Annotated in this window: 8 protein-coding genes; 3 read left to right on the top strand and 5 right to left on the bottom strand. The window is 68.6% G+C overall.

The genetic code is table 11. The annotated features are described in order from the left end of the window. Positions 1 to 71: 71 nt before the first annotated feature. The 5 genes from ABZ371_RS09270 to ngcE all read right to left on the bottom strand — a co-directional run bounded on the left by ABZ371_RS09270 (position 72) and on the right by ngcE (position 6,206). Positions 72 to 1,181 carry a substrate-binding domain-containing protein gene (locus ABZ371_RS09270; RefSeq protein WP_358675739.1) on the bottom strand — a complete coding sequence of 370 codons (1,110 nt, stop codon included), beginning with the start codon at positions 1,179 to 1,181 and terminating at the stop codon, positions 72 to 74. Between the two features lie 119 nt (positions 1,182 to 1,300). Further along, the gene (locus tag ABZ371_RS09265) at positions 1,301 to 2,500 is read right to left on the bottom strand and encodes an ROK family transcriptional regulator (RefSeq protein ID WP_358675736.1); all 1,200 of its coding nucleotides are present in this window, start codon (positions 2,498 to 2,500) and stop codon (positions 1,301 to 1,303) included. 268 nt (positions 2,501 to 2,768) lie between these two features. Then, a complete protein-coding gene (locus tag ABZ371_RS09260) occupies positions 2,769 to 3,686 on the bottom strand; it encodes a carbohydrate ABC transporter permease (RefSeq protein ID WP_358675733.1) in 918 nt (305 codons plus the stop codon). Positions 3,687 to 3,783: 97 nt separating this feature from the next. Beyond that, on the bottom strand, positions 3,784 to 4,707 hold the full coding sequence (locus ABZ371_RS09255; protein WP_358675730.1) for a sugar ABC transporter permease: 924 nt from the start codon (positions 4,705 to 4,707) through the stop codon (positions 3,784 to 3,786). Positions 4,708 to 4,757: 50 nt separating this feature from the next. Further along, positions 4,758 to 6,206 carry an N-acetylglucosamine/diacetylchitobiose ABC transporter substrate-binding protein gene (gene ngcE / locus ABZ371_RS09250; protein ID WP_358675727.1) on the bottom strand — a complete coding sequence of 483 codons (1,449 nt, stop codon included), beginning with the start codon at positions 6,204 to 6,206 and terminating at the stop codon, positions 4,758 to 4,760. Positions 6,207 to 6,701: 495 nt separating this feature from the next. On the opposite strand from ngcE, the gene ABZ371_RS09245 reads away from it, so the two are divergent. The 3 genes from ABZ371_RS09245 to ABZ371_RS09235 all read left to right on the top strand — a co-directional run bounded on the left by ABZ371_RS09245 (position 6,702) and on the right by ABZ371_RS09235 (position 12,315). Further along, the gene (locus tag ABZ371_RS09245) at positions 6,702 to 10,556 is read left to right on the top strand and encodes a GH92 family glycosyl hydrolase (RefSeq protein WP_358675724.1); all 3,855 of its coding nucleotides are present in this window, start codon (positions 6,702 to 6,704) and stop codon (positions 10,554 to 10,556) included. A gap of 378 nt (positions 10,557 to 10,934) precedes the next feature. Next, entirely contained in the window at positions 10,935 to 11,612 is a 678-nt protein-coding gene (locus ABZ371_RS09240) for a hypothetical protein (protein ID WP_358675721.1), read from the top strand. A gap of 55 nt (positions 11,613 to 11,667) precedes the next feature. Then, entirely contained in the window at positions 11,668 to 12,315 is a 648-nt protein-coding gene (locus ABZ371_RS09235) for a class F sortase (RefSeq protein WP_358675718.1), read from the top strand. The last annotated feature ends 110 nt before the right edge of the window (positions 12,316 to 12,425 follow it).

The following is a 12,425-nucleotide window of genomic DNA, read 5'->3' as shown; positions in this document are numbered from 1 at the left end:
GGTGGGCGGGGCGCCGGACAGGCTTCGGGTCCGTCCGGCCCGCCCGGGAGGGCGGCCGGACGGCCGGGGCCTTACTTCAGGCCCGCGGCGGTGCAGGCGGCCGCGTACTTGGCCGTGCAGATCTCGTCGAGCGTGTAGATCCCGTCCTTGATGACGGTGTCCTTGATGTTCGCCTTGGTCAGCGAGACGACCGGGACGAGCACGCTGGCGATGCCCTTGGTGCCGGCGTTGTCGACCTTGGACGTGGCGAGGGTGTCGAGCTTCTCGCCCTTGGCGAGCGCGACGGCCATCTCCGCGGCGACGATGCCCTCCTGCGGGTAGGGCTTGTAGACGCTCATGAACTGCTCACCGGTGACGATGCGCTGCACGCCGGCGAGTTCGGCGTCCTGGCCGGTGACCGGCGGGAGCTTGGAGAGCCCGGCCGACTTGAGGGCCTGGATGATGCCGCCGGCCATGCCGTCGTTGGCGGAGTAGACGCCGGCGATCTTGTCCTTGCCGAGGGCGGTGATCGCGCCCTCCATGTTGGCGTTGGCGTTCTCCGGCTTCCACTCCTTGGTGTCGTACTCCTTGCCGTACGTCACCTTGCCGTCGAGGACGGACTTCGCGCCCTTCTTGAACAGCGCGGCGTTCGGGTCGGTGATCGAGCCGTTCATCATGACGATGGTGGGCTTGGCGGCGCTGCCCAGCGCCTCCAGCAGGGCCTTGCCCTGCACCCGGCCGACCTCTTCGTTGTCGAACGAGGTGTAGGCGTCGATCGGGCCCTCGGCGAGGCGGTCGAAGGCGACGACGGGGATGCCCGCGTCCTTGGCCTTCTTCACGCTGTTCTCGATGGCCTTGGCGTCGACCGCGTCGATGATCAGCGCGTCGACCTTGTTCGTGATCATGGTGTCGACCTGCTGCGACTGCAGCGTGGCGTCCTGCTTGGCGTTGGCGTAGACGACCTCCGCCTTGCCACCGGTCAGCTCGCCGACCTTCTTCTCGATGATCGGCTTGTCGAACTTCTCGTAACGTGCGGTCACGTTCTCGGGAAGGAGCAGACCGATCTTGATGTCGTCGCCCTTCTTGGCCGACTCGGAGCTGGTCTTGTCGCCGGACTCCTTGGCGCTCCCGCACGCGGCGAGAGAGACGGCCATGGTGGTGGCGGCAACGGCAACGGCGGCACGACGCATACGCGTGTTCATTTCGAACCTCCCTGACGAGGCCGCGACGTTGCGGCCGAGGTGGCTGGAAGTCAACTCGGCCGCAGGGGCGACGTCAAGGAGTAAATTCTTAACGAGATGACAACGGTGCCATTCGTTATCTAAGTGAAGGCGGGAGTGCCCACCGGCAGGGTGCTGTCCAAAAGGGTCGAATCCCCCATCTCGCTCAGCACGAGGGCCAGTGCGCCGAGCACTTCGGCCCGGCCTCCGAGCGCCCCCGGCAGCACCGAGAGCTGCCGGGCGGCACTCGGGATCGCGTACCGCGAGACCGAGTCCCGGATGGGCCCGAGCACCAGCTCCCCCGCCTCCGCGAGGGAGCCGCCGAGGACCACCCGGCTGGGGTTCAGGAGGTTGCACAGGTTGGCCACACCGCTGCCGATGTGCCGGCCGACGTCGCCGACGACCCTGCGGCAGCCCGGGTCGCCCTCACGGGCGAGCTGGACGACCCGCTCCATCGTGAGATCGGGCCCGTGGCTGGGCATGAGCAGCGGCAGGACGTACCGGGCGGCCGTGAACGTCTCCAGGCAGCCCCGGTTGCCGCAGCGGCACACCGGACCCGCCTCGTCCAGCGTGATGTGGCCGATCTCGCCCGCGGTGCCGCCGGGCCCCCGGTAGATGTGCCCGTCTATCACCAGGCCCGCGCCGACGCCGCTGGCGACCTTGATGTAGGCGAGGTCCCGGACCCCCCGGCCGCTGCCCCAGACGAGCTCGCCCAGGGCGCCGAGGTTGGCGTCGTTGTCGACGTACACGGGCACTCCGAGGCGGCCGGAGAGCTCCTGGCTGGGGTTGATGCCCGTCCAGCCCGGCAGGATCGAGGTGGAGCCCAGCGTGCCGGACTCCACGTCGATCGGCCCCGGCACGCCGAGACCCACGCCGATCACCTTGCCCGGGCTGATGCCGGTGGTCTCCACCAACCGGTTGACCAGTTGTTCCGCCCGGCCGAAGCCTTCGGCGGACGAGGCGTCGACGTCCAGCGGCTCGGACTCCTCGGCCAGCACCTGGTGGGCCAGGTTGCCGATGGCCACGCGTAGGTGGGTGTGGCCGAAGTCCACGCCGATGACGATGCCCGCGTCCCCGCTCAGGGAGACGCTGCGGGCGCGGCGCCCGCCCGCCGAGGTGGGAGTCACCTCGACCGTGCCGCCGTCCTTCAGCTCACGGACGATGTTGGAGACGGTGGCCGCGGAGAGGCCGGTGCTCCTGGCGATCTCGGCCTGGGTCAGCGACCCCGCCATCCGTACGGCCCGTACGACCCGCTCAAGATTGGCCCGATGCAGAGATGTCTGCGACCCCGGAGTCTCCATCGACTCACTCACTCCTGCCGTTTTCTCTAACATGTGAACCCTAAGCTGAGCGTTTTGGGGTGCCCCCCGTCAAGACCTTGAGCAGTCGCAGCCTCCTATGAGCGCGGGGCCTCCACATACGGACACCGGAGAAAACAGGCCGGAACGCCGCAAGCCGCCCCCGTCCGGTGACCGGGGGCGGCTTGCGGCGCAGAGCGCCTGTTCGGTTCTGGTGGGTGTTGTTGCCTCGATGCTGACAAGAGCTGTCAGGGAAACGGCCCCGCGATCACTACTTGAGCGCTCCGGCCGTGAGGCCGGCGACCACCTGCCGCTGGAAGACGATATAGGCCAGGAGGACCGGCAGCATCGCCATGACCAGTCCGGCGAAGAGACCGGACCAGTCGCCCTTGTAGCCCTGGCTCGTGGCCAGTTCGACGAGCCCCTGCGAGAGGACCTTGCCGTCCGGGTCGGTGTTGAGCACCGTCGGCAGCATGTACTGGTTCCACTGCCCCAGGAAGTTGAAGATGCCGACGCTGATCAGGCCGGGCTTCGCCATCGGCAGCATCACCTGGAAGAAGGTCCGGGTGTGCGAGGCACCGTCCAGCATGGCCGCCTCGGCGATCGAGGTGGGCAGCGTCCGGAAGAAGGAGGTGAGGAAGAAGACGGTGAACGGGAGCGAGTAGGCGATGTACACCAGGATCAGGCCGTGCGCCGTGTTCAGCAGCCCCATGTTGTTCATGACGAAGAACAGCGGGACCAGCGCCAGGATGACCGGGAAGCTCATCCCTCCGATGAAGAGGAAGTAGATGAAGCGGTTCCCGGGGAAGTCGAAGCGTGCAAGGACGTACGCGGCCATCGAGCCGAGCAGCAGGGTGCCGACGAGCGACCCTCCCACCACCAGGACGGTGTTGAAGAAGTAGTCGCTCATGTGCGCCTGGTTCCACGCGCGGGACCAGTTCTCGAAGTGCAGCTTGTCCGGCAGCGCCCAGGGCGTCGAGAGGATCGAGTCGTCCGTCTTGAAGGACGCCATCACCGCCCAGAGCAGCGGCATGACGACCAGGACCGCCCAGATGACCAGCACGCCGTGCGAGAAGACGTTGAGGACCCTGCCCTCGCCGCTCACCGCCGGCTCGTCGGCCGGGCCGTCCGTCTTCCTCACCGGCGAGCGCGGGGCCGGGACGGCGGGAGGAGTCTCAGTGACCTTCACGTGTGCTCACCTCGTGCAACTGTCGAGCCGGCCACCGGGACCGAACTGTTCTGCGTGGAGCCGGGGGCCCGGCCGCCGTTCCGCTTGACGGCCCGCATCAGAACTCCAGCCGCTCGCGCCGGCCCAGTCGCATGACGGCGGCGGCGAAGAGCATGGTCACGATGAGCAGCCCGACACCGATCGTGGTCGCGTAGCCGGCCTGGGCGTCGCGGAAGGCCGTCTGGTAGACGTACAGCGGCAGGACGGTGGTGGAGTAGTCGGGACCGCCCGGGCCGACCGTCATGACCTGTACGGCCGTGAAGGCCTCGACTCCGAGCGCCAGGATGCCCATGTAGACCCAGCCGGACTGCACGGTGTCCCAGAGCAGCGGCAGGGTGATCCTGAAGAACGTGGTGACGCGGCCGGCGCCGTCGAGCAGGGCGGCCTCGTAGAAGTCCTTCGGGATCGACGCCATGGCGGCCGAGAAGAGGACGACGAAGAAACCGACCGTCGACCAGATCAGGACCACCATCACGCAGTAGAGCGCCAGATCCGGGTCCCCCAGCCAGTCGGGCTGAAGACTCTTGAAGCCGACGGCCCGCAGGGTCGTGTTCAGCATCCCGTCACGCGGGTTGAACGCGAACTGGAAGAGCAGGGCCACGATCACGATCGAGAGGACCTGGGGGAAGAAATAGGCGATCTTGTAGAAGGAGGAGCCCCGCACGCCGGCGATCGCGGCGCTCTTGCGCCGTCGACCGCCGACGTTGAGCATGAAGGCGAAGAAGAGCGCGAGGCCCAGCGTCACCAGCGGCAGCAGCAGCACGAGCAGCACGCTGTGCTGCAACGACTTCCAGAAGGTCGCGTCGTCGAGCATCCGACTGTAGTTGTCGAGGCCGACCATCTGGAAGTCCGGACTCAGTCCGGTCCAGTCCGTGAACGAGTAGTAGATGGACTGGGCGAAGGGCCAGACGACGAATATGGCGTACAACGCCAGCGGGACTACCAGGAATCCCGCGATGAACCGGTACTTGCCGTGCTGCATCGTTTACCGACCCCGATCTCTGAGCGGGTGCCGCCGCTGGTGACGGGTGCTCACTGGTGCTTGTAGTGCTTGATGGACTGGTCCTTCGCCGCGGCGTCCGCGAACGACTGGATCTTCTTGATGGTCTCCGCCGGGGTCGCGCGGCCGGCCATCATCTCGCCGATGCCGGCGATTCCGATCTGCTCCTTCTGGAGCTTCACGTACCAGTCCTGCAGCCGCGGGTTGACCACGTTGTCGCCGGCCTTCTTCAGGACGTCGACGCCGGACTGCATGGCGGTGGACAGGGTCAGGCCGTCGGTGCCGCCGTTGAAGGCGCTGAGGGACTTGACCGACTTGGTGAAGTTCTTGGAGGACTCCTCGCTGAGCATGATGCGCAGCTGCTCCATCGCGCCCTCCGGGTTCTTCGCCTTGGCCGGGACGATGAACGGCTCGCCGCCGGAGGCCCAGATGGTGCCGAAGGGCAGCTTGTCGGAGGCGTCGAGGCTGGACGGCGCGCCGACCATCATCTTGAAGTCGTCCGGCGTGGTGGGCGCGGCCTCGTTCTCCACCCACGAGCCGTTCGGGATGAAGAGCGCCTTGCCCTTCGTCCACTCCGTCTGCGACTGGATGTGGGTCAGTCCGGGGGTGCCCTTGAGGACGTACCCCTTCTGGAAGAGCTCGTAGTACGCCTCGAACGCGGCCTTGACGGCCGGGTCCTTCCAGGCGTTCGGCTCCAGGTTGTCGATCCTGTCGAGGACCTCGCGGCCGCCGATCTTGCCGATGAAGGGGTAGAGCGAGAACGGCAGGTAGTAGGGGTACTTGCCGGGGTACGTCCAGCCGGCGATGCCCTTCTTCTTCGCCTTCGCGCAGAGCGCGAGCATGTCGTCCCAGGTCTCCGGGTACGCGGCGTCGAGCTTCTCGAGGTTCGTCTGCGAGTACCAGACGCCGTAGACCGTGTACGCGTAGTACATGATCCACACGGGGTCGCCGTCGAACTGGCCCATCTCCAGGACGCCCGGGCGCAGCGTGTCGCGCACCTTCTTGGCCGGGTCGTCGTAGGACGGGGCGTCCATCAGGGGGGTGAGGTCAAGGAGCTGCTTCTTGCCGACCAGGACGCCCATGTCCATCTGCTCGGCACCGGAGTTGTCGATCAGGTCCGGCGGGGTACCTCCGTTGAAGCGCGGCTGCAGCTGCGACTGGATCTTCTCCGTCGCGGCGTGCTTCACCTTCGGGGCCTTGGGGAACGCCTCGTTGTACTTCTTCTCCGCGTCGATGGCGTACTGCTCGCCGAAGCCGCCGTTGAAGATCACGACCTCGAGGGCGGCGGTCTCGTTGACACCGAGCGGGTTCTTGGCGCTCTTCGTGCCCTTTTCGACCTTGTCTTCGCTACCGCTGTCGCCGCTCGCGCAGGCCGACAGGAAGCTCATCGTGGGAACAGCGATCAGGCCGAGTGCGGCAGAACGCTTGATCACATCGCGACGGCCAAGGCCCTCATTCTTGTGGGCGGAGGTGGATCCCATGCTCAAGTCCTCGCCTTCTCCAGGACTCAGGCGGTGTACCGGTCACCCCGTCGTGAATTCGCCTCAGGCGAAGGGCCCCGCCACCGCGGTCAGTTGCGCTTGGGTCGTGCAGAATTGCCGGAATGCCTGGTGCAGTGGGGGAGTCGGGGTGCGGGCGGCGAGGCGCCTCGACGCCGCACAGCCCTCCCCCGTCCCCCGCGCCCGCGGACCGCGTGGAACGGCTGTGCAGACGCCGACAGGTATAGTCCACTTGTCGCCAACTGAGCAAGATCGAATGCAGGTTTGAGCGGCAGTCTTTCCCGAGTTGAGACCTCGCGGACTCCTCGGCACCGCGCGTCCGGGCCCCGGAACGCGCTTTTCCGCATAACGGCCGGTTCGCCCGGCGCACCTCGTGCAACACCCTTGACACATACAGCCACTTGGCTCCCTACTGGAACCCGCATCGCACTATGACAACGTTGTCCACTGCATTGCCCCCAGGAGGAACGGCTCCGTATGCACCCCCTACGCGGTCTTCGCCACGGCTCCCGAAAGAGACAGAGCCACTCCGCCGCGGTCGTCGCGGCTTCTCTCGTCCTCGTCGCGGCGGCCCCCACCGCGGCCTTCGCGCAACCGTCCGATTCCGACCGGAAACCCTCCCGCGACACGTCGTTCAGCTCTTCCTTCGAGGCCGACGAGAAGCAGCCGGACTGGCGCGACACCGTCGAGGTGGACGCCGGAGGGAAGAAGAGGTCGTCGGGTGTCGACGGCGGCTTCTCCGCCGGGATACCGGGCAATGTCACCGATCAGGTCACCGACCTGCGGGCCAGCGGTGAGAACACCTCGGGCGGTGAGGTGAAGGAGAACCTCGTCGACGTGGAGCCCGGCACCAAGTGGCTGGCCTTCGCGCCGTCCGGCTGGGTCGAGTTCGACCTCGCCGAGCCCACGAAGGTCGTGACGTACGCGCTCACCTCCGCCAACGACCACGCCGAGCGCGACCCCGGAAGCTGGACGCTGAAGGGGTCGGCCGACGGCAGGACCTGGACCGACCTGGACACCCGGACCGGCCAGACCTTCCCGGAGCGGTTCCGGACACAGTCGTACGGCATCGCGACGGACACGGCCTACCGGCACTTCCGGCTGGAGATCACCGCGAACAACGGCGCCGCGGACGCCCTCCAGCTCGCCGACGTGCAGTTCTCCGACGGGGACACCTCCACCCCCGCCCCCGACGACATGCGCACCCGGACCGACCGCGGTCCGTCGGGCTCCCCCACCGCCAAGTCCGGCGCGGGCTTCACCGGGAAGAAGGCCCTGCGCTACGCCGGTACGCACAAGCCGGACGGCCGGGCGTACTCGTACAACAAGGTCTTCGACGTCGACACGGCCGTCACCCGCACCACCCAGCTCTCCTACCTCGTCTACCCGCAGATGGGTCAGACGGACCTCAGCTACCCGGCGACCCACGTGGCGGTGGACCTGGCCTTCACCGACGGCACCTACCTGAGCGGCCTCGGGGCGACCGACAGCCACGGCGGCCCACTGACCCCCCGGGGACAGGCCGACGCCAAGCGGCTGTACGTCAACCAGTGGAACAAGGTCGCCTCGTCCATCGGCTCCGTCGCCGCCGGCAAGACCGTCGACCGGATCCTGGTGGCGTACGACTCCCCCAAGGGCCCCGCCAAGTTCCAGGGCTGGATCGACGACATCACGATCGCCCCGAAGGCGCCGGAGAAGCGCAGGGCGCACCTTTCGGACTACGCCTCGACCGTGCGCGGCACCAACTCCAGCGGCGGCTTCTCGCGGGGCAACAACTTCCCCGCGACCGCCGTCCCGCACGGCTTCAACTTCTGGACCCCGGTGACCAACGCCGGCTCCACGAGCTGGCTGTACGACTACGCGCGCGGCAACAACGAGGACAACCTGCCCACGATGCAGGCGTTCAGCGCCAGCCACGAGCCGAGCCCCTGGATGGGCGACCGCCAGACCTTCCAGGTGATGCCCTCGGCGGCCTCCGGCACCCCGGACGCCTCCCGCACGGCACGCGCGCTGCCCTTCCGCCACGAGAACGAGACCGCGACGCCGCACTACTACGGGGTGACGTTCGAGAACGGCATCGAGGCCGAGATGGCCCCGACCGACCACGCGGCGCGGATGCGGTTCACCTACCCGGGCGACGACGCGAGCCTGGTCTTCGACAACGTCGACAACAGGGGCGGGCTCACCCTCGACCCGGAGACCGGCTCCTTCACCGGCTACTCCGACGTGAAGAGCGGCGGCTCCACCGGCGCCACCCGGCTCTTCGTGTACGGCTCCTTCGACGCCCCGGTCACCGACAGCGGCAGGCTGAAGGGAGGCGGCGGCGACGACGTCACCGGCTTCTTCCGGTTCGACGCGGGCAAGGACCGCACGGTCGGCCTGCGGCTCGCCACCTCGCTCATCAGCGTCGACCAGGCGAAGAAGAACCTCGCCATGGAGCTGCCGGCGAGGACCACCTTCGACAAGGTGAGGAAGAACGCGCAGCGGGCCTGGGACGAGGTCCTCGGAAAGGTCGAGGTGGAAGGCGCCGACGCCGACCGGCTGACCACGCTCTACTCCAGCCTGTACCGGCTCTACCTCTACCCGAACTCGGGCTTCGAGCAGGTCGACGGCAGGAGCACCTACGCGAGCCCCTTCTCGCCCCCGACCGGCACCGACACCCCGACCCGTACCGGCGCGAAGATCGTCGAGGGCGAGGTGTACGTCAACAACGGCTTCTGGGACACCTACCGGACGACCTGGCCGGCGTACTCCCTCCTCAGCCCGGAACAGGCGGGCCGGATGGTCGACGGCTTCGTCCAGCAGTACAAGGACGGCGGCTGGACCTCCCGCTGGTCCTCCCCCGGGTACGCCGACCTGATGACCGGCACCAGCTCCGACGTGGCCTTCGCGGATGCGTACGTCAAGGGCGTCGACTTCGACGCGGAGGCGGCCTACGACGCGGCGGTCAAGAACGCCACGGTGGCACCGCCCTCCTCGGGTGTCGGCCGCAAGGGCATGGAGAAGTCGGTCTTCACCGGATACGCCGACACCTCGACGCACGAGGGCCTTTCCTGGTCGCTGGAGGGCTACCTCAACGACTACGGCATCGCGAAGATGGGCGAGGCGCTCTACAGGAAGACGAAGGAGCGGCGCTACAAGGAGGAGTCCGCGTACTTCCTGAACCGGGCGCAGAACTACGTCAAGCTCTTCGACGACAAGGCCGGCTTCTTCCAGGGCAGGAACGCCGACGGCAGCCGGCGCGTGCCGTCCGGACAGTACGACCCGCGGGTCTGGGGCTACGACTACACGGAGACCAACGGCTGGGGATACGCCTTCACCGCCCCGCAGGACAGCCGCGGCCTGGCCAACCTCTACGGCGGCCGCGACGGTCTCGCCGAGAAGCTGGACACCTACTTCGCCACCCCGGAGACGGCCGGCCAGGAGTTCGTCGGCTCCTACGGGGGAGTCATCCACGAGATGACCGAGGCGCGTGATGTGCGCATGGGGCAGTACGGGCACAGCAACCAGGTCGCACACCACGTCACGTACATGTACGACGCGGCCTCGCAGCCGTGGAAGACGCAGGAGAAGGTCCGCGAGGTCCTCGGCCGCCTGTACACGGGCAGTGAGATCGGCCAGGGTTACCACGGCGACGAGGACAACGGCGAGCAGTCGGCCTGGTTCCTCTTCTCCTCGCTCGGCTTCTACCCGCTGGTGATGGGCAGCGGTGAGTACGCGATCGGCTCGCCTCTCTTCACGAAGACGACGGTGCACCTGGAGAACGGGCGCTCGCTCGTGGTGAAGGCCCCGAAGAACAGCGACCGGAACATCTACGTCCAGGGGCTGAAGGTCAACGGAAAGAAGTGGACGTCCACTGCACTGCCGCACGACCTGCTGGCCAAGGGCGGTGTGCTGGAGTTCGACATGGGCTCCGAGCCGTCCGCCTGGGGCACGGGCCCGAACGCGGCCCCGGTCTCCATCACGCGGGACGGCAAGGTGCCGGCGCCGCAGGCGGACGTGCTCACGGGTGACGGCGCGCTCTACGACAACACCTCGGCCACCTCGGCCACCGTCTCGTCGGTGGACCTGCCGGCCGGTGCGGGCACCGAGGCGCTCCAGTACACGCTGACGTCGGCCACGGCGGCGAAGGCGCCGGCGGGATGGGTGCTGCAGGGTTCCGCGGACGGGTCGGTCTGGAAGGACCTCGACAAGCGGTCCGGACAGGCGTTCGCCTGGGACAAGCAGACCCGCGTGTTCTCCGTGGGCCGCCCCGGCTCGTACGCGAAGTACCGGCTGGTGCTCGACGACGCGGCGACGCTGGCGGAGATCGAGCTGATCAGCCAGAAGTAGCCCGCGGGCACGCCCTGTCAGGGCAGGCGCCCCTTCCGGCGAGGTCCGCCGGGAGGGGCGTCCGCGCGCGGGGCCGGAGGCACTCGGCGCGGCCGGGAAGTGGCTGTGGCAGGGGGTCCCCCGCGCGAGGCCGGAGGGGCGCTTCCGGCGGGCCGTGGGCGCCACGAGCGGGCCGGGGGGGGCGGACGCGTCCGGGCCACCCGGCCCCGGAGGCAGGGCCCGGCGCCGGTCACCTGATTGCCGACTCCGCCCTATCAGCCGATCAGGGTACTTCTGGCACATTTCCAGTGTCGTACCGGACTTTTATGACAATTCATGGCATCCCTTAGGCGATCAGGTGATCAGTACGACAATCATCTCGGCTTGAAGGAGCCCTCCATGCGCATTTCCGCTTCCGTCCGCGCCCGCGGCGTCCGCACGGGCACCACGGTGGCCGCCGCGGTCGCCGTCGCCGGCGCCACCCTTGCCGGAGCACCCGCCGCCCTCGCCGCACCCGGCGACAGCGGTGACATCGACATCACCTCCGTCGGCTGGCACTCGCGCGGTGACCGCGACGGCGTCGAGGTCTGCAAGTTCGTGCTCAGGGCGGAGAACTTCGACGCCCTCCCGGCCGTCCCCTGGACGATCACCGAGCAGCCGCCGACCGTGCCCCCGGGCGACACGCTGCTGGGCACCCTGCCGCTCGTCAACGGTGAGGCGCGCAGCCAGGAGTACCTGCTCCCGGAGGGCACCTACCAGCTGGTCTGGGTCGTCGCGGCGGGCCCGAAGCAGAAGAGCTTCGAGGTCGACTGCGACCGGCGCGGTCAGGGGCAGGGCGGCAGCCGCGGGGACGGCGAGGAGCGGGGCTCCTCCTCCGACTCGACCGGGCGGGGTTACGACAAGCCGTCCGGCGCGGTGCCCGCGGGCGGCGGCGGTGTCCCCGACATGGAGAGCGTGAGCTCGGAGAACGACTCGAACGTCGGCACCACGGCCGCGCTGGTCGCCGGAGCCGCCGGGATCGCCGGCCTGGTCATGGTCCGCCGGACCGCACGCCGCCGTGCCCGTGGCGAGGCATAACGCCCGCTGCCGACGGCGACGACGACGGGGACCGAGTCGCGCATGCCGTCTGACCATGACGCTGTGCGTGACGTTCTCGCTGGTGACCGGCATCGTCCGGGTGTTCTCGGACTCCTCCGAGGACACCCCGTCGGCCACCGCCGCCCGCGGCACCGACGCCGCGGGCGGGGGGCGGGAACCGTTCCGCAGGGCGCCGCACACGCCGCCGGAGCACGTGCCCGCGTCCCACGCGCCGCTGGTCCACTCCCGCCCACTGAAAGTCGCCATCCCCGCCATCTTCATCGAGGCCCCGGTCATCGGCCTGGGCCTCGACGGCAAGGGGCGGCTCGGGGCCCCGCCGTTGAACAGGCCGGCACTCGCCGGCTGGTACGAGAAAGGCCCCTCTCCCGGCGAGGCGGGCACCAGTCTGATCGTGGGGCACCGGGACACGAGGACGGGGCCCGCCATCTTCCTCAACCTGAACGCACTGCGCCGCGGCGACAAGGTCACGGTGGTGCGCGCGGACCGGAAGACCGCGGTGTTCACGGTCGACGCCGTGAAGACGTACACGAAGGAGAAGTTCCCCGACGGCAAGGTGTACGGCGCGACCGGGCGGCCCGAGCTCCGGTTGCTGACGTGCGGGGGGCGCTTCGACAAGAAGGCCGGTTACTCGGCCAACGTCGTGGTCTTCGCCCATCTCACGTCGCTGAGGAAGGCGGTCTGACCCCGCCTCGCGGGCTCCGGCCGGTACCTCGGGGGCAGAGGTACCGGCCGTCCGCGTCGCTCCCGAAGGGCGCCGGGGCGAGTGCGGTGCCCCGCCGGTGGACCGGCTCG

It is taken from the genome of Streptomyces sp. NPDC005899 (assembly GCF_040629645.1).
Classification (GTDB): Bacteria; Actinomycetota; Actinomycetes; order Streptomycetales; family Streptomycetaceae; genus Streptomyces.
Note: the sequence above shows the minus strand (reverse complement) of the source record. Positions and strands in the feature narration are given on the sequence as shown.

Coding starts and splice junctions, on each gene's coding strand:
- ABZ371_RS09270 (WP_358675739.1), bottom strand. CDS start 1,181: ATGAACACGCGTATGCGTCGTGCCGCCGTTGCCGTTGCCGCCACCACC.
- ABZ371_RS09265 (WP_358675736.1), bottom strand. CDS start 2,500: ATGGAGACTCCGGGGTCGCAGACATCTCTGCATCGGGCCAATCTTGAG.
- ABZ371_RS09255 (WP_358675730.1), bottom strand. CDS start 4,707: ATGCAGCACGGCAAGTACCGGTTCATCGCGGGATTCCTGGTAGTCCCG.
- ngcE (WP_358675727.1), bottom strand. CDS start 6,206: ATGGGATCCACCTCCGCCCACAAGAATGAGGGCCTTGGCCGTCGCGAT.
- ABZ371_RS09245 (WP_358675724.1), top strand. CDS start 6,702: ATGCACCCCCTACGCGGTCTTCGCCACGGCTCCCGAAAGAGACAGAGC.
- ABZ371_RS09240 (WP_358675721.1), top strand. CDS start 10,935: ATGCGCATTTCCGCTTCCGTCCGCGCCCGCGGCGTCCGCACGGGCACC.
- ABZ371_RS09235 (WP_358675718.1), top strand. CDS start 11,668: ATGACGCTGTGCGTGACGTTCTCGCTGGTGACCGGCATCGTCCGGGTG.